Genomic DNA, 20,806 nt, shown 5'->3' with positions numbered 1-20,806 from the left:
CGCGTCGAGCGGGTGGTCCGGGCACGGAACCGGGGCGCTCACCGGATAGGTTGTGGGCGTGCGGTTAGGCGTGCTCGATGTGGGCAGTAATACGGTCCATCTACTCGTGGTGGACGCTCGTCGGGGCGGCCATCCGACCCCGATGAGTTCGACCAAGGCGGCCTTGCGGCTGGCCGAGGCCATCGAACCCTCGGGCAAGCTCAGCCGGCGGGGCGCGGACAAGCTGGTCGAGACCGTCGATGAGTTCGCCAAGATCGCCACCAGTTCCGGCTGCGCCGAGCTGATGGCGTTTGCCACGTCGGCGGTCCGCGATGCCACCAACTCCGAGGACGTGCTGGCCAGGGTGCGCGCCGAGACCGGCGTTTCCCTCGGCGTGCTCAGTGGGGTCGACGAATCCCGGCTGACCTTCCTCGCGGTACGCCGCTGGTACGGGTGGAGCGCGGGGCGGATCGTCAACATCGACATCGGCGGCGGTTCGCTGGAGCTGTCCAGCGGCGTCGACGAGGAGCCCGAGGTGGCGATGTCGCTGCCGCTGGGTGCCGGCCGGTTGACCCGCGAGTGGTTGCCCGACGATCCGCCGGGGCGGCGTCGCGTGGCGATGCTGCGCGACTGGCTGGCCACCGAGCTGTCCGAAGCAGGCGCGACGATGGGCGCGGCCGGGCGTCCTGATCTGGCCGTGGCCACCTCGAAGACGTTCCGGTCGCTTGCCAGGTTGACCGGCGCGGCGCCCTCGGGAGCGGGTCCGCGGGTCAAGCGGACACTCACCGCGGCCGGATTAAGACAGCTCATAGCTTTCATCTCTAGGATGACGGCGGCAGACCGTGCCGAACTGGAAGGGGTGAGTGCCGAGCGGGCGCCACAGATCGTGGCCGGAGCTTTGGTAGCTGAGGCCAGCATGCGAGCCCTCGAAGTCGAATCAGTCGATATTTGCCCCTGGGCGTTGCGGGAGGGGCTGATTCTGCGGAAACTCGACAGCGAAGCCGATGGCACCGCCCTGGTGCAGACATCCACGCGGGATGCTGGACGGTAGGAATAGCTAGCCCTAAAGGCAATACAGGACATGACTGGACCAGAAGATAGCCACGCCGCCACCCGGCCGATCTCGGTTGCGGAACTGCTGGCAAAGAACGGCACCATCGGCGCCCCTCCCGTCGGCGGTCGTCGCAGGCGGCGTCGGGGCAACAGCGACGCGGTGACCGTCGCCGAACTCACCGGCGAGATCCCGATCGTCTCCGACCATGCCGACGAGCCGCCGCAAGCTCCTGTCGAGAAGGTCGAGGAGCCGGCCGCGCCGACCAACGGCGCCAAGGTGACCGATGACACAACCGAGGTCGCAGCCGAGGACACGTCCGGCGGCGGCATCGACGTGGAGGCCGATTACCAGGCTCACCTGGACGCCCGCGACGCCGACCCGGAGCCCGTCGAGTTCAAGCCGAGCAACCGCCGCCCGCAGTACTCACGCCCGCTGGTGCGCGACTACCAGCCGTCGGGGACCGGGGCCGAGCGCATGAGCCCCGACCTGTTGGACGACACCGACGACGAGTCCGCGGAGGATGACGATCGTCCGGCCTACCTGGGCTCGACGCTGGGACCGCTGTTCGGTGGTCAGTCGGTGGCCGACGACGTCGCGCGCAGGCGCGGCCGTCCGGGGCTTGAGGACATCGATCTCGAAGACAGTGACCACGACGAGCACGCCGACCTCGACGAAGCCGATGAGCTCGACCAGGCCGACGAACCCGACGAGCATGAGAAAGCGGCAGGCTCCGGTGCTCGCGTCGGAGGGACCTCGCTGATGCACGGCCTGTGGGTGGTCGGCCAGTGCGTCATCGCCGTCGCCTTCGGGGCGGGCCTGTTCATCGCGTTCGACCAGCTGTGGAAGTGGAACACCATCGTCGCGCTGATCCTCGGTGTCCTGGTCATCCTCGGCCTGGCCGGGGGAGTGCGGGTGGTCCGCAAGACCGAGGACATCGGCAGCACGCTGACCGCGGTGGCCGTGGGTGCGCTGGTCACCTTCGGGCCGTTGGCTCTGCTGCAGGCGAGCTGATAGCCCGGCCGCGCACGCGAGGAGCGGAACAACCGGAGACAATTGCCTCGTGCGCCCTGCCATCAAGGTCGGCCTGTCCACTGCCTCGGTCTATCCACTGAGGACCGAGGCCGCCTTCGAACACGCGGCCCGGCTCGGCTATGACGGCGTCGAGCTCATGGTGTGGGCGGAATCGGTCAGCCAGGACATCAATGAGGTCGAGCGGCTGTCGCGTCAGTACAACGTGCGGGTGCTCTCGGTGCACGCGCCGTGTCTGCTGATCTCGCAGCGCGTGTGGGGCGCCAACCCGATTCCCAAGCTGGAGCGCAGCGTGCGCGCCGCCGAACAGCTGGGCGCCCAGACGGTGGTGGTGCATCCGCCGTTCCGCTGGCAGCGCCGCTACGCCGAGGGATTCAGCGAGCAGGTGGCCGAGCTTGAGGCCGGCAGCGACGTGCTCGTCGCCGTGGAGAACATGTTCCCGTTCCGTGCGGACCGCTTCTTCGGCGCGGGCGAGACGTCCATCGAGAGGATGCGAAAGCGCGGCGGTAGGCCAGGACCCGGCATCTCGGCGTTCGCGCCGTCCTACGACCCGCTGGACGGCAATCACGCGCATTACACGCTGGACCTCAGCCACACCGCGACCGCGGGCACCGACGCACTGGACATGGCCCGCCGGATGGGTGACGGCTTGGCGCATCTGCACCTGTGCGACGGCAACGGCGCGTCCACCGATGAGCACCTGGTGCCCGGCCGTGGTACCCAGCCCACCGCGGAGGTGTGCCAGATGCTGGCGGCCGGGAATTTCTCGGGCCACGTCATCCTGGAGATCACCACGTCGAGCGCCCGGACGGCCACCGAGCGCGATGCGCTGCTGACCGAGGCGCTGACGTTTGCCAGGGCGCATCTGATGCGCTGAGGCGCCGGTTCGGCGCCCGCGCCTGCTCGTGCGATGCTGTGGCCCATGTCGAGAATCGCGATCATCGGTGGCGGAAGCATGGGCGAGGCCCTGCTGTCCGGCTTGTTACGGGCCGGCAGGCAGGTCAAGGACTTGGTGGTCGCCGAGAAGCACCCTGATCGAGCCAAATACCTGGCGGAGAAGTACTCGGTGCTGGTCACGTCGGTCGCCGACGCCGCGGACAACGCGGCCTACGTCATCGTCGCGGTGAAGCCCGGCGACGTGGAGTACGTCGTCGACGAGGTCGCAAGCGCCGCGGCGGCGGCCGACAGCGATACCGAGCAGGTGTTCGTATCCATCGCCGCGGGTGTCAGCACCGCGTACTACGAGGCCAAGCTGCCCGCAGGGGCGCCGGTGATCCGCGTCATGCCCAACACCCCGATCCTGGTCGGTGGCGGCATCAGCGCGGTGGCCCCGGGCCGGTTCGCGACGCCCGAACAGCTCAAGGAGGTTTCGGCGATCTTCGACGCCGTCGGCGGTGTCATCACGGTCGCCGAGGCGCAACTGGACGCCGTCACGGCCGTCTCGGGTTCCGGGCCCGCGTACTTCTTCCTGATGGTCGAGGCCCTCGTGGATGCGGCCGTGGCGGCCGGGTTGTCGCGTTCTGTGGCCACCGATCTGGTGGTGCAGACGATGGCCGGGTCGGCCGCGATGCTGCTGGAACGCCTCGACGAGGTGACTGCTGCGGGAGACGCCGCGCTGGACACCACCGCCGCGGCGCTGCGCGCCATGGTGACCTCTCCGGCCGGTACGACCGCCGCTGGGCTGCGCGAACTGGAGCGTGGTGGATTCCGGGCCGCGTTGGGTAACGCGGTCGAGGCTGCGAAAACGCGGTCTGAGCAGCTAGGAATTACATCTGAGTAATTAGATAATTTCTGACGGATTAGCCCACACCCGTCGCAGTAACCCCACCCGCCACGCTATTCTCCCTTTGTATGCGCGGATTGGTGCCAGCGGTGGGGAAGCCGCTGGAACTGTCCGTGCCTGATTGATTGGGTTGCGATGACGTCTATGAACGGGCCATCGGCGCGGGATTCGGCTGGCGACGGCCAGCCCCGAGCTCAATTTCTCACAGTCGCCGAGGTGGCGAACCTGATGAGGGTGTCGAAGATGACGGTGTACCGGTTGGTGCACAACGGCGAGCTGCCTGCCGTTCGGGTGGGTCGCTCGTTCCGTGTGCACGCCAAGGCCGTGCACGATCTGCTGGAGACCTCCTACTTCGACGCGGGCTAAGCGGCAGCCGTTTTCCGTTTCACTGGCGGGCCCGGGTAAAGTGACCGGGTCAACCAATTGCTGTCTAGGTAGCGGAGTCACCGGGATTCATGGGTTCAGTCATCAAGAAGCGTCGTAAGCGCATGTCGAAGAAGAAGCACCGTAAGCTGCTTCGACGCACCCGGGTGCAGCGTAGAAAGCTCGGCAAGTAGCTTTCAGCCCCGGCCGTTAGGCTTGCCCGATGGATTCTGATGGTCGTTCTCCAGGGCGCACGCCAGGCAGCTCCGGTGATTCAGGTGGCTCAGAATCCACCGACGCGGCGCCCTACCCCAAAGTTGTACTGGTCACGGGGGCCTGCCGGTTCCTTGGCGGTTATCTGACCGCCCGGCTGGCGCAGAACCCCCTGATCAACCATGTGATCGCGGTCGACGCGATCACGCCGAGCAAGGATCTGCTCCGTCGGATGGGCCGGGCCGAATTCGTTCGGGCCGATATTCGTAACCCGTTCATCGCCAAGGTGATCCGGAACGGGGACGTCGACACTGTGGTGCATGCCGCCGCCGCGTCGTACGCGCCCCGCTCCGGCGGGCGGGCCACGTTGAAAGAACTCAACGTGATGGGCGCCATCCAACTGTTCGCGGCATGTCAGAAGACGCCGTCGGTACGTCGGGTGGTGCTCAAGTCCACCTCCGAGGTATATGGCTCAAGCTCGCGTGACCCGGTGATGTTCACCGAGGACAGCAGCGCGCGGCGGCCACCGGGCGAGGGATTCGCCCGCGACAGTATCGACATCGAGGGATACGCCCGCGGCCTCGCACGGCGTCGCCCCGACATCGCCGTCACCATCCTGCGGTTGGCCAACATGATCGGCCCCGCGATGGACACCGCGCTCTCGCGGTATCTGGCAGGCCCCGTGGTGCCCTCGGTGATCGGGCACGACGCGCGTCTGCAGTTGCTGCACGAACAGGACGCCCTCGGCGCGCTGGAACGGGCGACCGTCGCTGGCAAACCCGGCACCTTCAACATCGGTGGCTCGGGAATCATCATGATGAGCCAGGCCATCCGCCGATCGGGCCGGCTCCGACTACCCGTGCCACGTTCGGCACTGGCTGCCGTTGATTCGCTGAGCCGGGCCACCCGCTCCACCGAACTCGATCGCGAACAGCTGAACTACCTCAGCTTCGGCCGCGTCATGGACACCACGCGCATGCACAGGGATCTGGGCTACAGTCCAAAGTGGACGACTGCCGAGGCATTCGACGACTACGTCCGGGGCCGTGGTTTAACGCCGATCCTCGACCCGCGATGGGTACGCTCAATGGAGAGTAGCGCCGTGGCGATGGCGCAGCGTTGGGGACGATAAGAATCAGCTTTACCGGGGTGGGGAGAAGGTATCGACGTGGGCGGCGAACCTAAAGCCAAAGTCATTCCGCTACACGGCAATTCGAATCGCGCGGCATCAGCGCGCCGGGCCGCCCAACGCTCGGAGAGCGCACGGCGGCACCCGTCGCTGCTGGCCGATCCGGGTTCGCGCGCATCCGCGGAACAGATCGCGGCGGTGGTGCGCGAAATCGACGAACGCCGCGGTGCCGTGTCGGGGTCTGCGACCGCCGACAACAGCCCGACCGAGCTTGCCAAGCAGATCGCCACGGCGAGCGAATTCCTCCTCAAGCGGATGGCAGGCGACTACTCCGTCGACGAGTTCGGCTTCGACGAGCACCTCAACAACGCTATCTTCTTGCCTTTGCTGAGAGTGCTCTTCCGGTCATGGTTTCGGGTCGAGGTATCCGGCATCGAGAACCTGCCGGAGACCGGCGCGGCGCTCGTCGTCGCCAACCACGCCGGGACCCTGCCCTTCGACGGTTTGATGACCCAGGTGGCCGTGCACGATCACACCCCGGCCCACCGCGACCTGCGCCTGCTGGCCGCCGACCTGGTGTTCGACCTGCCGATGGTCGGGCAGCTCGCGCGCAAGGCGGGCCACACGGTCGCCTGCACCACCGATGCCCACCGGCTGCTGGCCAACGGTGAGCTCACCGCGGTGTTCCCCGAAGGCTTCAAGGGGCTGGGCAAGAACTTCAAAGACCGCTACAAGCTGCAGCGATTCGGCCGTGGCGGCTTCGTGTCGGCAGCGCTGCGGGCCAAAGCGCCCATCGTGCCGTGCTCGATCGTGGGTTCCGAGGAGATCTATCCCATGATCGCCGACGTCAAGCTGCTGGCCCGGCTGTTCGGTCTGCCGTACTTCCCGATCACGCCGCTGTTCCCGCTGGCGGGCCCGGCCGGGCTGATTCCGCTGCCGTCCAAATGGCACATCCAGTTCGGGGAGCCGATCGACACCGCGGACTACGACGAGACCGCGGCCGACGACCCGATGGTCACCTTCGAGCTGACCGATCAGGTCCGCGAAACCATCCAGCAGACGCTCTACCAGCTGCTGGCAGGCCGCAGGAACATGTTCTTCGGCTGAGGCCCGAGCGCAGGCTCAGGCGTTTTGCCCAGCAATCATCTTGGCGATCGCGGCATCGCGCGCCGCGGCGATCTGCGAGCTGATCTCGCCCGCCTCCTCGGGGTGGGCGGCCTCGCCGAGCATGGTGACGATGCTGGTGGCCACCGGTTTGCCGTCATCGTCGGTGACCTCGGCGCGCACCTCGCAGATCACGGTTCCGTGCGACTCGATGACCGAGTCCAGGTAGGAGTCGAACCACAGGCGGTCGCCGACCATGATCGGGCGGTGGAAGATCAACTTCTGATCGCGGTGCAGCACGCGCTCCAGGTTGATCGGCACGTCGAACTTGTCGAACAGCTCCAGCTGGACGCGCCGTCCGGCAACTGCCAGGAAAGTCACAGACGCCACCAATGTGGCGTGCCCGTGCTCCTCGGCCGCTTCCTGGCTGTAGTGCGCGGGATGATCGTCCTTGACCGCTTTGGCGAATTCGCGGACCTTCTCCCGGCCGACCTCGAAATAGTCGGGGTACCGGAAATGGGTCCCGATGATGTCGCTGGCGATGCTCATGTATCCGCGCTCTCCACTCAGTGTCTGGCGGATGAGAAGCCTATCAGCGCGTCGGTGTTGCTCAGCGAATGTCGTGGCGACGGGAGGCCACCGCGGCCAGGGCACCGCCGAGGGCGCCGAGGGCCAGTGCGGAGGGCACCCCGATCCGGGCGGCCTTGCGTGCGGTGCGGAAATCGCGGATCTCCCAGCCGCGTTCCCGGGCCACGTCGCGCAGCGCGGCATCGGGATTTATCGCCACCGCCGTGCCCACCAGCGACAGCATCGGCACATCGTTGAAGCTGTCCGAATACGCCGTGCAGCGACGCAGGTTCAGGCCCTCCCGGATGGCCAGCGACCGCACCGCGTGGGCCTTACCCGTGCCGTGCAGGATGTCGCCGACCAGCCGGCCGGTGAACACCCCGTCGACAGACTCCGCGACGGTGCCGAGCGCCCCGGTGAGTCCCAGGCGTTTGGCGATGGTCGCGGCCAGCTCGTAGGGGGTTGCGGTGACCAGCCAGACCTGCTGGCCCGCGTCGAGGTGCATCTGCGCCAGCGCACGGGTACCCGGCCAGATCTTGTCGGCGATGATCTCGTCGTAGATCTCCTCGCCCAGCTCGGTCAGCTCGGCGGTCGACCTGCCCTCGATGAACGCCAGCGCCTTCTGCTTGCCCTCTGCGACGTCGTCGCTGTTCTCCTTGCCGGTGAACTGGAACTTAGCTTGCGCATAGACGATCCCGAGGATGTCTGTGTAGGTGAAGTACTTGCGCGCGGCCAGCCCACGCGCGAAGTGCACCAGCGACGAACCATGCACCAGGGTGTTGTCGACGTCGAAGAACGCCGCCGCGGTCAGGTCCGGCGGGGGTGGGGCAGGCGTGGCGCCCGTGCCGGATTCGGCAGCTTCGGTCTGCAGTCCGGCGACCGCCACCTCGGCGCTGGCCTCGGCGGCAAGCTCCTGATCTGGCGCATCGGCACTACCGGTTTCGGACACGGATTCACCCTAAGTCACCGCGCCCGGATACTGGCGGTGTGGAGCACCCGCAGACCGGCGCAGGCAGCCGGCACACCGTGACGTTGCTGACCCGGGCGGGCTGCAGCCTGTGCGCGCGGGCCGCCGAACAGCTGGCCGCGTTGCGCGACGAGCTCGGTTTCACGCTGCTGACCACCGACGTCGACAGCGAGGCCGCCGCGGGCAACCCCGCCCTGCGGGCCCAGTATGGGGACCTGCTGCCGGTGGTCTTGCTCAACGGCGTCGAACACGGCTACTGGGAGGTCGACGAGGCGCAGCTGCGGGAGGACCTCGCCACCCTGTGAACATCGCGGGGGATCCCGGACCGGGCGGAGCGGCCCAGAACCGGCCAGCAGTGCGCTGACTAGGAGAAATTTGGTGGCCAGAGGTAAAACGTTTACCTTAGATGACGTGGTGATGAAGCCGTGAGCGTGTTGCTGTTCGGAGTTTCGCACCGCAGCGCGCCGGTGTCCGTCCTGGAGCAATTGAGCACGGACGAGGCTGAGCAGGCCAAGATCATCGACCAGATCCTGCAGTCGTCGCTGGTGACCGAGGCCATGGTGCTGTCCACCTGTAACCGCGTCGAGGTGTATGCGGTGGTGGAGGCCTTCCACGGCGGTCTGTCGGTGATCGGTCAGGTGCTCTCCGAGCATTCCGGGATGGGCCTCGGGGACCTCACCAAGTACGCCTATGTGCGCTACGCCGAGGCCGCCGTCGAGCATCTGTTTGCCGTGACCAGCGGCCTGGACTCGGCGGTCATCGGGGAGCAGCAGGTGCTCGGCCAGGTGCGCCGCGCGTATGCCTCTGCCGAGGCCAATCACACCGCAGGCCGCACGCTGCACGAGCTGGCGCAACGGGCGCTGTCCGTCGGCAAGCGGGTGCATTCCGAGACGGGGATCGACGCCGCAGGCGCATCGGTGGTCTCGGTGGCACTGGACATGGCCGAGACGAAACTCACCGGCGGATTGGCGGGCCGCACCGCGGCCGTCGTCGGCGCCGGATCGATGGGTGCACTGGCCGGCGCCCACCTGGTACGTGCCGGCATCGAACGTGTGCACGTGGTCAACCGGTCGTTGCCGCGCGCCCAGCGGCTGGCCAAGAAACTGATCGAACAGGGTGTCCAGGCCCGTGCCTTCATCCTCGACCACGTATCCGGGGCACTGGCCGACGTGGACGTCGTCATCAGCAGCACCGGCGCCGTGCGCCCGGTGGTGTCGCTGGCCGACGTGCACCACGCGCTCGCCCAGCGCATGGCCACCGAGCCCGAGCATCAACTGGTGATCTGCGACCTCGGCATGCCCCGCGACGTCGATCCCGCGGTCGCCGGGTTGCCCGGCGTCTGGGTGGTCGACATGGACCGCATCCAGCGCGAACCCTCCGCGCGCGCCGCCGCGACCGACGCCGCCGCGGCCCGCAACATCGTCGCCACCGAGGTTGCCAACTACCTGGCCGGCCAGCGGATGGCCGAGGTCACCCCGACCGTGACGGCGCTGCGGCAACGGGCCGCCGACGTGGTGGAAGCAGAGTTGCTGCGGCTGGACAACCGGCTGCCGGGACTGGACGCCGCCCATCGCGACGAGGTGGCCAAAACCGTGCGCCGCGTCGTCGACAAGCTGCTGCACGCACCGACGGTTCGGGTCAAGCAGCTGGCCAGCGCCCCTGGCGGAGACAGTTACGCCGAGGCGCTGCGTGAGCTCTTCGAGCTCGACCCGCAGGCCGTCGACGCCGTCGCGGCCAGCGAATTGCCCTTCATGACAACAGAACTCGATAAGTCTGAGTAAAGCTTGGCCATCTCTCCTGAAGCTCGTGAAAACGTAATCCGTATCGGCACCCGCGGTAGCCTGCTGGCCACCACACAGGCCGGACACGTCAGAGACGCGTTGCTCGCCGCAGGTCATCCCTGCGAGCTGGTGATCATCTCCACCGCCGGGGACCGCTCCAGTGCCCCCATTGCCGAGATCGGCGTCGGCGTGTTCACCGCGGCACTGCGCGAAGCCATCCACGACGGCAGGGTCGACATGGCCGTGCACTCCTACAAAGATTTGCCGACCGCGGCCGACGAGCGGTTCGTCATCGCCGCGATCCCGCCCCGTGAGGACCCCCGCGACGCGCTCGTGGCCCGCGACGGAATGGTGCTCGGAGAGTTGCCGGCCGGCTCGGTGATCGGCACCTCGAGCCCGCGGCGGGAGGCGCAGCTTAGAGCACTGGGTCTCGGTTTGGAAATCCGCCCCCTACGAGGCAACCTAGATACCAGGTTGAACAGGGTTACGAGCGGTGATCTCGACGGCATCGTGGTCGCCCGGGCGGGTCTCTCCCGCATCGGACGGCTAGGCGTTGTCACCGAGACGCTCGAGCCGGTGCAGATGTTGCCAGCGCCGGCTCAAGGTGCGCTTGCGGTGGAATGCCGCGCCGGCGACACCGAGCTGATCGCGGTGCTTGCGCAGTTGGATGACGCCGACACGCGTGCTGCGGTCACCGCCGAACGGGTCCTGCTCGCCGAACTGGAGGCGGGTTGTTCCGCACCGGTAGGCGCGATCGCTGAGGTGGTCGAGTCGATCGATGAGGACGGCAATGTCTTCGAGGAGCTGTCGTTGCGCGGCTGCGTGGCGACGCTGGACGGATCCGACGTGATCCGTGCGTCCGGCATCGGGACTCCGGAACGGGCCGCCGAACTCGGCGTCTCGGTAGCTACGGAGCTTTTCGAACTGGGGGCACGCGAGCTGTTGGTAGAGCGCGGGAGTGAAACATGACCATGCGAGGCCGCAAGGCAAAGCCCGGCCGCATTACCTTCGTGGGTTCGGGCCCCGGAGATCCAGGTTTGTTGACGGCACGGGCGCAGTCCGTGCTGGCACACGCCGAGATGGTCTTCACCGACCCCGATGTGCCCGAAGCTGTGCTGGCGATGGTCGGCACCGATCTGCCGCCGGCCTCCGGTCCGGCCCCGGCGGCCAAACCCGCCGGCGACGCTGACGCCGCCACCGCCGATTCCGGCGAGCCCGAGGCCGCATCGGCTGTCATCCCCGGCGGCCCCGAGATCCGGCCCGCCCTCGGCGACCCGGCCGAGGTGGCCAAGACCCTGGCTGCCGAGGCTCGCCACGGGTTCGACGTGGTGCGGCTCGTGGCGGGAGATCCGCTGTCGGTCGACGCGGTGATCACCGAGATCGGTGCGCTGGCCAAGACCCACCTGAACTTCGAGATCGTGCCGGGCCTGCCCGACACCACTGCGGTGCCGACCTACGCGGGCCTGCCGCTGGGCTCGTCGCACACCGTCGCCGACGTGCGCGGTGACGTCGACTGGGCCGCGCTGGCAGCCGCACCGGGCCCGCTGATCCTGCACGCGACCACGTCGCACCTGCCGGACGCCGCCCGCACGCTGATCGAGTACGGCCTGGCCGATTCGACCCCCGCGGTGGTGACCGCCAACGGCACCACCTGCCAGCAGCGCTCGGTCGAGACCACCCTGGGTGGGCTGATCGACAAGGGCATGCTGGAAAAGCACGCGGCCTCCGATCCCGCGGGTCCGCTGGCAGGCCCGCTGGTGGTCACCATCGGCAAGACCGTCGCCAACCGGGCCAAGCTGAACTGGTGGGAGAGCCGCGCCCTCTACGGCTGGACCGTGCTGGTGCCGCGCACCAAGGACCAGGCCGGCGAGATGAGCGAGAAGCTGGTGGGCCACGGCGCCCTGCCGATCGAGGTGCCGACCATCGCGGTCGAGCCGCCGCGCAGTCCCGCGCAGATGGAGCGTGCGGTCAAGGGTCTGGTCGACGGCCGGTTCCAGTGGGTCGTGTTCACCTCCACCAACGCGGTGCGTGCGGTGTGGGAGAAGTTCGGCGAGTTCGGCCTCGACGCGCGCGCGTTCTCCGGCGTGAAGATCGCCTGCGTCGGCCAGGCCACCGCGGACAAGGTGCGGGCGTTCGGCATCAACCCTGAGCTGGTGCCGTCGGGTGAGCAGTCCTCGCTCGGTCTGCTCGACGAGTTCCCGCCCTACGACGAGATTTTCGATCCGGTCAACCGCGTGCTGTTGCCGCGCGCCGACATCGCCACCGAGACGCTGGCCGAGGGGCTGCGTGAACGTGGTTGGGAGATCGAGGATGTCACCGCCTACCGCACGGTGCGCGCGGCACCGCCGCCGGCGCACACCCGCGAGATGATCAAGACCGGCGGGTTCGACGCGGTCTGCTTCACCTCGAGCTCGACGGTGCGCAACCTGGTCGGTATCGCGGGCAAGCCGCACGCACGCACCATCGTCGCGTGCATCGGCCCGAAAACCGCTGAGACCGCAGCCGAATTCGGGTTGCGCGTCGACGTGCAGCCCGAGACCGCCGCGGTGGGACCGTTGGTCGAGGCGCTCGCCGAGCATGCCGCCCGACTGCGGGCCGAGGGGGCGTTGCCTCCGCCGCGCAAGAAGAGCCGCAGGCGCTAGCGGGAGGGTCCCGAGACTGTGTTTCCACGACATCGGCCCCGTAGGCTGCGTACCACGCCGGCGATGCGCCGGCTGGTTGCGCAAACCTCCTTGGAGCCAAGACATTTGGTTCTGCCGATGTTCGTCGCCGACGGTCTGTCTGAGCCACGCCCCATCTCCTCGATGCCCGGCGTCCTGCAGCACACGCGAGACTCGCTGCGCCGCGCTGCCGCCGACGCGGTCGCCGCGGGCGTGGGTGGCCTGATGCTGTTCGGGGTGCCGCGTGACGAGTCGAAGGACGCGGTCGGTTCTGTCGGCACCGATCCGGACGGCATCCTCAACGTCGCGTTGCGTGACCTCGCCAAGGATCTGGGCGACGCCACGGTGCTGATGGCCGATACCTGCCTCGACGAGTTCACCGATCACGGCCACTGCGGCGTGCTGGACTCCGCGGGCCGCGTTGACAATGACGCCACCAACCTCCGATATGTGGAACTTGCTGTGGCGCAAGCCAATTCAGGTGCACAGGTGGTGGGCCCGAGTGGCATGATGGATGGTCAGGTGGCCGCCATCCGCGACGGGCTCGACGCGGCCGGGCACACCGATGTCGCGATCCTGGCGTATGCGGCGAAGTTCGCCTCGGCGTTCTACGGCCCCTTCCGCGAGGCGGTGTCCTCCAGCCTGAGCGGCGATCGTCGTACCTACCAACAGGATTCGGGCAACATCCGCGAAGCCGTGCACGAGATCGAGCTCGACATCGACGAAGGCGCCGACATGGTGATGGTCAAGCCCGCGATGAGCTACCTCGACGTGGTACGTGCGGCCGCCGACATCTCGCCGGTGCCGGTTGCGGCCTATCAGATCTCCGGCGAGTACGCGATGATCAGCGCCGCGGCCGCCAACGGCTGGATCGATCTGCAGGCCGCCGCACTGGAATCGCTGGTCGGCATCCGGCGGGCCGGCGCGGACATCGTGCTGACCTACTGGGCGGCCGACGTGGCCGGATGGCTGGCCTGACCCCCCGACCCTCTAGGCTTCCCGGCAATGCCTGCACCGTCGTCGCCGTCCCAAAAGCAGCCGTCGCCGCGGTCGCTGCGCGCCACCATCGCCTTCAGTTGCTGGTTGGCCGCGTCCGTGTTGTTGATCGTCGGCGGTCTCATCGCCGCGACGGTGTCCTGGCCGGGCGCGGTCAACACCCTGTATCGCGGTTCGGGGGTGCTGACGGTGATCGTCGGTGCCGTGATGGCGTTCCTGGCCGGCCGCAGCCGCGGGGGTGACCCGCGATTTCGCCGGGCCGCGATGTCGTTGGCGCTCGCCGCTGCCGTGCTGATCGCCGTAGCGGCGGCACTGAGCCTCGTTCCGGTGCACATGCTGACGCTGGCCGGGGTGATCCTGCTGATCGCCGGGACCGTGCTGAACGCACAGATCTCCAGGGGGAGCGGTGACTGACGAATCCACGCCGCAACGGTTGTTCTACGAACCGGGCGGCAGGTGGCTGTGGCTGCTGCTCGGTCCGTTCTCCGCGATCGGCATGGGGCTGCTGCAGATGACCGGCGGCTATGGGCGTGACCCGTGGATTCCGCTGCTGTTCCTGGTCCTGGTGTCCGGTTTCGTGGCCGTGCAGATCAAGGCCGCGAGGATTCACACCTCGGTGGAGCTGACGAGGGACACGCTGCGGCAGGGCACCGAGAAGCTCAATCTGGACGAGGTCGTCAAGCTGTACCCCGAGGCCAGCGGCGCGGACATGCCGAAGTGGCAGTCCGCCCGGGCGCTCGGTGAGCTCACGGGGGTACCCCGCGGCCGGACCGGGATCGGCCTCAAACTCAAGGGCGGCCGCACCGTGCAGGCGTGGGCCCGCAGGCATCGGCAGCTGCGCGAGCAGTTGGATGCGTTGATCGAGGAGCGCACACCATGAAGATCCGGGCCGTGATCGAGTTGGTGGTGGCGGTCTGCGCGGCCGCAGGGTGTGTGGTGAGCTGGCTCGCGGCCCGCACCACCGTGGACGTGGCGCCGATCCTGCCCGGCGAACCGTCGACCACGTCGGTCGTGCATTCTGCCCCGTTGCTGGTGCTGTCGTTGCTGCTGGCGATCGTCGCCGGGGTACTCGCGGTGCTGGGTATCGCGCGGTTGCGCCGCGGCTAACGCTCCTGGTCCAGCCAGCCGGGTTCGGTGATCCCCGGGTACGCGGACCGCGCGGTTCCTGGCTCGGGTGCCCTGGCGTACAGCGAGCGGGGCGCAGGCGTCGACGCGGGCGCGGTGTCGGCCTCGGTGAACCGGCGATGAGCTGAACCCGCCGGTCGTCGCGCCGCCGGGGGTGGCGGGGATGCCGGTTCCTGCTCGGCCCGGGCCGGCCGCGGTTCGCGCCGACCCGTGGTGGTCTGGATTCCGTAGTCGTCGGCGGGGGCGACGACCTCTTCCCCGGGACTGGGTGGGCGGCCGGGTGCTCCGTCGCCTTCGCTGGGCCGGCCCGTCGCCTCGCCCACGGTCTGCTCCAGGTAGTGCCGCCACGCCTGCAGATAGGTGAGCAGCTGCTGGGCGTAGTCGGGCGCGGCAGGTGCCGAGGTGCCCGGCGGGGTCAGCAGCGCACCCCCGAGCCCGCCGAGCCCCGCCTGCTGCAGGTACTGCCGCCAGGCCTGCAGGTAGGTGAGCAGGTGCAGTGGCTCGGGTGGCATGGTCGGCTGGGTCATCGGTAGGCCTCCTGGAGCGGGGAGCAGCAGCGGAGCCGCAGTGTCCAATGGGTGGGGCAGCGCCTCCCGGCAGTACTGGCCGTCGAGCGTGCGCAGGGGGCGGGCGTCGGCGGGTTCGCGGTTCTCGATGTCGAAGACATAGCAGTAATCCCCGGCCGGCGACGGCATCCGGACGGGGCTCGAGTAGCCCTGGTCGAGGAAGTCGTAGGGAAATCGCCAGTCCAGCGTGGTGTTCTCGCGGTGATCGGTGCCGCCCGAGGCCACCCAGATGTAGTGGTCCAGGATCGCGTTGACGGCGTGGCGGGCCGATTCGCAGGCCGCCTCCATCGACGTCATCCGCGTGAACGTCTTGGTCCAGGTGCCCGCGAACACCACCGAGTTGTGGTGCACCTGGTAGCCGCCGTGGCGGGCCTGCCAGACGTTGCGCTCCCGCAGCTCCCGCAGCCAGGTCTCCTCGGTCGGCCGGGTGCCCCAGGATCCGCCGTGCGGATTCCACGGGTCCGGGCCGGGGCGGTTCTCCCAGTCCCCGACGATCGGCACGAGGTAGGGCGTCTCGTTGCGCACCGCCTTGCCGTGTCCCTGGCCGGGTCCGTCGCCCATGACCAGGCCCCGGTCCAGCGCATACCAGGTGGGCCACGGCATGAGCGCTTCGGCGACATTGTCGACGTCGCTGGTCAGGGCCCAGACGATCTGGCGCCACACCTCGGTGGCGATTTCGTCGGCCGTGCAGTCGCGGGCCGCCTTGCCGCGCCCGGATTCGTCGAGCAGGGACCGCGAGGGCGTGTTGAAGTCGCCGATGTCGACCGACAGCACCGAGACGTGGCCGTCGCGGGCCAGCGTCGGCCTGCGTTCCCACAGGCCGTGCTGGTTGATCGACGACAGCGCCCACTCGGTGCCCGAGTAGTACATGTGGCCCCGTAGCAGCTGGAATTCGGTGTCGAAGTAGTACTGGATGCCGCCGAGCGTCTGGAACCGGTCCCACGGCACCCGGCCCATTTCGTCCATGGCGTACGGGTCGCGCCGGGTCTGCGGGCGGGCGTGGCCGGGCTGCAGCGGACCGTCGTCCGGCGGCGACGACGTGGTGAACCCGTCGAGCCCGGCCACGGTGCCGCCCGTGCCCGCTGCGCGCAACGCGGCGGTGATCTGTTCGGCCGCCGGGGCGTCGACCGCGACGACGGTGTAGTCCGGGGCGAGCCGGGTGCCGTCGGCCAGCATCACCTGCACCCGTGGCCGCAGGTGCGGCGGCTGTCCCGGGTCGGACGCGGGTGGTTCCAGGTGCCCGGCGCAGGCCCGGACGAAGCGGACGCCGAGTTCTACGAGGTGGCGGTGCCAATGGTCGAACCACGATTCGGTGGTGGGGCCGTTGAGCACCCCGTCGGCCTTGTTGTCGCGGCGGTCCATCTGCAGCTGCAATTGCAGATAGGTGGTCAGGTTGGTGCGGGCGTCGCCCCAGCGGGTGTCGAATGCGGCCAGGACGCGGGGCATCTCCAGCAGTAGGGAGTCGAACCGCGGCGAGTAGGTGAACCGGGGTTGCTCGGCAGTGTCGTCGCGGCCGACGAAGAAGTCGTAGGCCGACAGGTTCTGCAGTTCGGCGGCGCGGCGCAGCGGGCTGGTGACGAGGTAACGCACGAGCCTGCTGACGAACCTGTCGATATCTGACGCCGTGAAACCCAATTCGGTCAATTGCCCGGCGATGGTGAGGAATTCGGCAGGCGTGCGGGGCGCCTCGCGCGGGAACACCAGCGACGGCTTTCCGTCCACGGTGGTGCCCTGGGTGACCACGCGTCGGACGTTGTCCATGATGGTCCGCGCTGTGGGCACCCAGTCGACCGTGCCACCGGCTCCGTCGATGCGCTGGTAGACGGGGATGCGCTGGAACAGATCCCAGGTGTGCAGGTAGTACGCGGGGAAAAAGCGGAAGCCGTGCTCACCGGCGACGGCCCGCGCGGGTGGACGCGGGTCACCGCGACGGCCGGGGAAGGGCCGCAACTCGGCGGCGCTGCCGTCATGCGTGCCGACCGTCGAGTACTGCGAGGCGGCCAGCCCGCCGAGCTTGACGGGCGGATAGGTCTCGGGCGGTGCGCCGCCCAGCCCGACGCGTTCATCGACGCGCGGCTCGTACACCGTGACGTCGAAACCACGCTGCGCCAACTCATGTGCCGCGGTCAGCCCCGCGATGCCTGCGCCGAGGACCGCGACGCTCGGCCGCCGCGCGCACGACGCGGGTGTGGTGATGACCTCACCGGTCACGGCTCGTCCTCTCGCAGCGCGGACAGCAACCCAGGAAGCGACGGTGCCCGGACCGCGGCGTGCACATAGGCCAGCAGGGTGTCGTGCACCTGCAGGATGTCGTCGAGCGAGCCTTCGACGGTCACCGAGCCCGCCTGCACGGCGTCGGGCAGCCCGATCCTGGCGTCGAGCACGTCGAGGATGGCGGCGCGCGACGTGGTGATCCGCGGGCCGCCGGAAACATCGCCGTCGGCCACCTCGAGGTGGGGCCCACCGCGCAGCGCGAAGCGCTCGCCGTCGACGTCGAGCGCGACCACCAGCGGCCCGAGCCGCTCGAGCACCAGGCGGTAGCTCGCGGGCACCTCGTCCGCGAGATTTCCGACCGACCGGCGCAGCAGCGCCGCCACCGGCTCAGCCATGGAGAAACTCGAATACGCCGGTGCCGGTGAAGTCGATGGTTGCGCCGTTGATGGATCCGGTCATCCTGGCCGTTCCGCTCGCCTCGCACAGCACGGTCGAGCGGTCCAGGCTGACCTCGCTGGGCTGGGCCAGCCGGGCGTAGGACTGGGGCCGGAACTCGGCGTGAACCGTGTCGCCGGCCCGGGTGGCGCTGACCTCGACGAGCTCGGGGACGCCTGGCACGTCACCGTCGATCAGCAGCCGCATCGGCGGTGGCAGGGTGCAGTCGGGCGCCCGGCCGAGCCGCCCCGACGTGCGTATGCGCACCTCGGCATGCCGGAAGATCGCCGCGGGCTCGTCGTGATGCCACACATAGAGCGCCTGCGACAGGAACCGCAGCCGGTGCCGGTCGGTCATCTGCAGCAGCACCGCCGACCACGGGTCGCCGGGCGCTGACGGCAGGATCGTGCCCCACGTCCAGCCGAAGTCGTCGCCCCACCGGAACCGGCCCCAGTTGTGGTCGTGATACGCCAGATCGGCGTCCAGCCGATGCTCTCGACCTGCGATGCGCAGCCATCCGTCGGCCCGCAGCCGCGGCACGAACAGCCATGACATGCGGCCCTGCCCGACAGGCTGGTTGTTGACGGCGAACGGTCGGCTGACCGGGGTGAGGCGAAGTTCCCCGCCGATACCGGGCAGGTCGACGAGCACCTCGTAGCCGTCGGGCCGCACGGTCATGCGGTTGGCGCCGATGGAGCACGCGCCGAGATCGGCCGAGATGTCCAGGGCGGTCTCGGCGAAGCGCTCGACGGCGCCGGTCCACTGGCGGTCGTGGGCGATGACGATGACGCGTGGCGCCATGCGGGAGTGCCCGCTCGAGGTGTCCTCGCAGGCCAGGCTGAAGTTGATCAGGAACCTGCCGGTGCGGCCGTGTACCACGAAGTGGTGCCACTCCTTGAAGCCTGCGGGCTGCGCGGCGGCCAGGACCGGGGCCCGCAGGAAATCACTGGCCGCCAGCGTCATCGCAGCCACCTCACCGACGAGTCCGGTGCCACAACAGGCGACATAGGCGGCGCGGGCGGGGCCAGCCGTTCCACCCGGGCGCCCAGGGCCGCGAGCCCGAGCAGCACGTGCACGAAGTCGTCGGCATCGCGTCGCTCGCCGCCGCCGATGCTCAGCGTGCGCACGAGTCGGCCCAGGGCTGCCAGGCCCACCAGATAGTCGATCAGGCCGGAGTTCTCGGCCAGTGCGGCTCGCGGCTCGGTCAGGCTCACGCGAACCCCTCGGGGCGCAACCGGGCCAGCACCGGATCGTCGGCGCGGGAAGCCCCGATGATCGCGTCGGCCAGCAGCTCGATCCAGGCGGTCGGCGCGGCCGCGGGCGGGGCGGGACCGTCGAGCACGTTGAGGCTCACGGTTTCCCATACCCTGCGCAGGTTCTCGACGGCCTCGGACGTGGTCAGCGCGTCGCGTAGCTGCGCCCCCTCCGGCGTCTGCGCGTACCGGAGGCCCTCGGCCACCAGCAGATCGTGCACACCGCGGGCGGCGGCGGGGTTGCCGAGCACCGCGCGCCGCGCCCCGAGCAACAGCTCGTACACCGCACGCTCATGCCCGGAGGCGTCCTGCGGCGGGGCGGGCAGCAGTTGCGGGGCGCTGCGCTCGACGAGGTCCAGCGTCAGGGCCCGGATCCGGTCCAGCTCGGCCAGCATGCCGACGAGTGCTTCGGGCGTCATCGCGTGCGCCCGTGCACGTAGGCGACGAGGTCGGTGAGCATGTCGCGGTGCTGACTGGGCGGCAACCAGTCGAGGGCGGCCAGCGCGGCTGCCGCGTCTCGTGCGTGGGCTGCCGCGACCTCGCGCGCGTGGGCGAGTGACCCGGTCTGGTGCAGCAGGCGGTGCAGCCACCGGATGTCGTCGAGCGTCTTGGCCTCGGTGTCGTGGCGGCCCAGCACCTGTGCCGTGATCGCGTCGCGTCCGACGCGGGACAGCTCGCCGCGGGCGGTGAGCCGGTCGAGCAGCTCGGCCAGGCCCAGCTCGCCGGCCGCGCTCGGGCGCCGCCTGGCCAGGATGGCCACGGCGCGCTCGCGGTCGTCGGGGTCGGCGCGCCGCAGCGCGTGCAGCAGCATCAGCGTCCGCTTGCCCTCCCACAGGTCGCCGCCGATCTCCTTGCCGTAGTCCTGCGGGTCGGCCCGCAGGTTCAGCAGGTCGTCGGTGATCTGGAACGCGGCGCCGAGGTGGCGGCCGAAGATTTCCAGCGCGGCCAGCTGGTCGGCCCCGCCGCCCGCAGCGATGACGCCCGCCTGCAGCGGGATGATGAACGAGTACCAGCTGGTCTTCAGCTCCACCATGCGCAGGTAGTCGGCGTCGTCCAAGCGCCAGATGTTGGACCGCACCCATTCCAGCTCGATCGCCTGGCCCTCGACGGTCTGCCGGGTCATGTGGGCGACGGCCCGCAGGATGCGCAGTGCGGGACCCAAACCGATGCGTTCGACGTTGTCGAGCAGCGGCTGCAGCGACAGCGAGAGCATGGCGTCGCCGACGTTGACCGCGATGGGGATGCCGTGGTCGATGTGCAGTGTGGGCCGACCGCGCCTGCGCCAGGAATCGTCTTCGATGTCGTCGTGGATGAGGAACGCGTTGTGGTAGAGCTCCAGGGTCGCGGCGGTCGGCAGGACCGCCTCGAGGTGACCGCCGAGCCCAAGGCACGTCGCAATGCTCAGGGCCGGCCGCAGCGCCTTCCCGCCGCGCAGTGGGTAGTCGAGGATCAGCTCCCGCAGCCCGCTCGGGCCGCAATCGCTTGAGCCGTAGAGCCTTTCGATCTCACAGTCGCATGCCTCCTTGCACCGGGCGAGATAGTCGTCGAGGCCCGATGCGTGCGCAGGCAGTTCCGCGACCGCCGGCAC

At 69.1% G+C, this 20,806-nt stretch carries 24 protein-coding genes; 16 read left to right on the top strand and 8 right to left on the bottom strand.

Features of this window, described 5'->3' with window-relative positions; genetic code table 11:
- The first annotated feature begins 58 nt into the window (after positions 1-58).
- The 8 genes from A5784_RS12730 to A5784_RS12700 all read left to right on the top strand — a co-directional run bounded on the left by A5784_RS12730 (position 59) and on the right by A5784_RS12700 (position 6,657).
- The gene (locus tag A5784_RS12730; RefSeq protein ID WP_064945305.1) at positions 59-1,030 is read left to right on the top strand and encodes a Ppx/GppA family phosphatase; all 972 of its coding nucleotides are present in this window, start codon (positions 59-61) and stop codon (positions 1,028-1,030) included.
- Positions 1,031-1,060: 30 nt separating this feature from the next.
- The gene (locus A5784_RS12725; protein ID WP_064945258.1) at positions 1,061-2,044 is read left to right on the top strand and encodes an Rv0497 family membrane protein; all 984 of its coding nucleotides are present in this window, start codon (positions 1,061-1,063) and stop codon (positions 2,042-2,044) included.
- A 49-nt stretch (positions 2,045-2,093) separates the two neighbouring features.
- Positions 2,094-2,939 carry a sugar phosphate isomerase/epimerase family protein gene (locus A5784_RS12720; protein WP_064945257.1) on the top strand — a complete coding sequence of 282 codons (846 nt, stop codon included), beginning with the start codon at positions 2,094-2,096 and terminating at the stop codon, positions 2,937-2,939.
- Positions 2,940-2,984: 45 nt separating this feature from the next.
- The gene (gene proC / locus A5784_RS12715) at positions 2,985-3,842 is read left to right on the top strand and encodes a pyrroline-5-carboxylate reductase (RefSeq protein WP_156750521.1); all 858 of its coding nucleotides are present in this window, start codon (positions 2,985-2,987) and stop codon (positions 3,840-3,842) included.
- Positions 3,843-3,980: 138 nt separating this feature from the next.
- Positions 3,981-4,211, top strand: coding sequence for a cell division/environmental response transcriptional regulator (locus A5784_RS12710; protein WP_026256699.1), 231 nt, complete (start codon positions 3,981-3,983; stop codon positions 4,209-4,211).
- An 89-nt stretch (positions 4,212-4,300) separates the two neighbouring features.
- Complete coding sequence (locus A5784_RS37535) at positions 4,301-4,402, top strand: 30S ribosomal protein bS22 (protein ID WP_003402602.1); 102 nt, start codon at positions 4,301-4,303, stop codon at positions 4,400-4,402.
- 29 nt (positions 4,403-4,431) lie between these two features.
- Positions 4,432-5,553 carry an SDR family oxidoreductase gene (locus tag A5784_RS12705; RefSeq protein WP_064945255.1) on the top strand — a complete coding sequence of 374 codons (1,122 nt, stop codon included), beginning with the start codon at positions 4,432-4,434 and terminating at the stop codon, positions 5,551-5,553.
- 36 nt (positions 5,554-5,589) lie between these two features.
- Positions 5,590-6,657 carry a lysophospholipid acyltransferase family protein gene (locus A5784_RS12700; RefSeq protein WP_064945254.1) on the top strand — a complete coding sequence of 356 codons (1,068 nt, stop codon included), beginning with the start codon at positions 5,590-5,592 and terminating at the stop codon, positions 6,655-6,657.
- A gap of 15 nt (positions 6,658-6,672) precedes the next feature.
- Here A5784_RS12700 and A5784_RS12695 read toward each other — a convergent pair whose 3' ends face one another.
- Both A5784_RS12695 and A5784_RS12690 read right to left on the bottom strand, forming a co-directional pair.
- A complete protein-coding gene (locus tag A5784_RS12695; RefSeq protein ID WP_064945253.1) occupies positions 6,673-7,203 on the bottom strand; it encodes an FAS1-like dehydratase domain-containing protein in 531 nt (176 codons plus the stop codon).
- A 61-nt stretch (positions 7,204-7,264) separates the two neighbouring features.
- Positions 7,265-8,170, bottom strand: coding sequence for an HAD family hydrolase (locus A5784_RS12690; protein WP_064945252.1), 906 nt, complete (start codon positions 8,168-8,170; stop codon positions 7,265-7,267).
- Positions 8,171-8,208: 38 nt separating this feature from the next.
- Between A5784_RS12690 and A5784_RS12685 the strand changes: the two genes are divergently transcribed.
- From A5784_RS12685 to A5784_RS12650, 8 genes are all read left to right on the top strand, one after another.
- On the top strand, positions 8,209-8,493 hold the full coding sequence (locus tag A5784_RS12685; RefSeq protein WP_232006023.1) for a glutaredoxin family protein: 285 nt from the start codon (positions 8,209-8,211) through the stop codon (positions 8,491-8,493).
- A gap of 120 nt (positions 8,494-8,613) precedes the next feature.
- On the top strand, positions 8,614-9,969 hold the full coding sequence (locus A5784_RS12680) for a glutamyl-tRNA reductase (RefSeq protein ID WP_064945251.1): 1,356 nt from the start codon (positions 8,614-8,616) through the stop codon (positions 9,967-9,969).
- A gap of 9 nt (positions 9,970-9,978) precedes the next feature.
- On the top strand, positions 9,979-10,938 hold the full coding sequence (gene hemC, locus A5784_RS12675; protein WP_064945303.1) for a hydroxymethylbilane synthase: 960 nt from the start codon (positions 9,979-9,981) through the stop codon (positions 10,936-10,938).
- On the top strand, positions 10,935-12,611 hold the full coding sequence (locus tag A5784_RS12670; protein WP_064945250.1) for a bifunctional uroporphyrinogen-III C-methyltransferase/uroporphyrinogen-III synthase: 1,677 nt from the start codon (positions 10,935-10,937) through the stop codon (positions 12,609-12,611). Before hemC ends, A5784_RS12670 begins: the two co-directional genes overlap by 4 nt.
- Before the next feature lie 18 nt (positions 12,612-12,629).
- Positions 12,630-13,607, top strand: a complete 978-nt coding sequence (hemB, locus tag A5784_RS12665) for a porphobilinogen synthase (protein ID WP_082944809.1) — start codon at positions 12,630-12,632, stop codon at positions 13,605-13,607.
- 27 nt (positions 13,608-13,634) lie between these two features.
- Positions 13,635-14,039 (top strand): hypothetical protein, encoded by a 405-nt coding sequence (locus A5784_RS12660; RefSeq protein WP_064945248.1) that lies wholly within the window; start codon positions 13,635-13,637, stop codon positions 14,037-14,039.
- Positions 14,032-14,505: a transport-regulating membrane protein Mce1N gene (gene mce1N / locus A5784_RS12655; protein WP_064945247.1), complete on the top strand. Its 474-nt coding sequence runs from the start codon at positions 14,032-14,034 to the stop codon at positions 14,503-14,505. The genes A5784_RS12660 and mce1N overlap by 8 nt, the downstream gene beginning before the upstream one ends.
- On the top strand, positions 14,502-14,732 hold the full coding sequence (locus tag A5784_RS12650) for a hypothetical protein (protein WP_064945246.1): 231 nt from the start codon (positions 14,502-14,504) through the stop codon (positions 14,730-14,732). The genes mce1N and A5784_RS12650 overlap by 4 nt, the downstream gene beginning before the upstream one ends.
- Here A5784_RS12650 and A5784_RS12645 read toward each other — a convergent pair.
- Genes A5784_RS12645 through A5784_RS12620 form a run of 6 tightly spaced genes read right to left on the bottom strand, consistent with a single transcriptional unit; the run spans position 14,729 to position 20,806 of the window.
- Positions 14,729-17,527, bottom strand: a complete 2,799-nt coding sequence (locus tag A5784_RS12645) for an FAD-dependent oxidoreductase (protein ID WP_064945245.1) — start codon at positions 17,525-17,527, stop codon at positions 14,729-14,731. The genes A5784_RS12650 and A5784_RS12645 overlap by 4 nt on opposite strands.
- Positions 17,524-17,925 (bottom strand): hypothetical protein, encoded by a 402-nt coding sequence (locus tag A5784_RS12640; protein ID WP_064945244.1) that lies wholly within the window; start codon positions 17,923-17,925, stop codon positions 17,524-17,526. The genes A5784_RS12645 and A5784_RS12640 overlap by 4 nt, the downstream gene beginning before the upstream one ends.
- Positions 17,918-18,928, bottom strand: coding sequence for a hypothetical protein (locus A5784_RS12635; protein ID WP_064945243.1), 1,011 nt, complete (start codon positions 18,926-18,928; stop codon positions 17,918-17,920). Before A5784_RS12635 ends, A5784_RS12640 begins: the two co-directional genes overlap by 8 nt.
- Entirely contained in the window at positions 18,925-19,179 is a 255-nt protein-coding gene (locus tag A5784_RS12630; RefSeq protein WP_064945242.1) for a hypothetical protein, read from the bottom strand. Before A5784_RS12630 ends, A5784_RS12635 begins: the two co-directional genes overlap by 4 nt.
- Positions 19,176-19,637 (bottom strand): hypothetical protein, encoded by a 462-nt coding sequence (locus tag A5784_RS12625; RefSeq protein ID WP_064945241.1) that lies wholly within the window; start codon positions 19,635-19,637, stop codon positions 19,176-19,178. Before A5784_RS12625 ends, A5784_RS12630 begins: the two co-directional genes overlap by 4 nt.
- Positions 19,634-20,806: a polyprenyl synthetase family protein gene (locus A5784_RS12620; RefSeq protein ID WP_064945240.1), complete on the bottom strand. Its 1,173-nt coding sequence runs from the start codon at positions 20,804-20,806 to the stop codon at positions 19,634-19,636. Before A5784_RS12620 ends, A5784_RS12625 begins: the two co-directional genes overlap by 4 nt.

The organism is Mycobacterium sp. 852013-50091_SCH5140682 (genome assembly GCF_001665685.1).
Lineage (GTDB): Bacteria > Actinomycetota > Actinomycetes > Mycobacteriales > Mycobacteriaceae > Mycobacterium.
The sequence above is the reverse complement of the archived record's forward strand: the minus strand, read 5'-3'. Positions and strand labels throughout refer to the sequence as shown.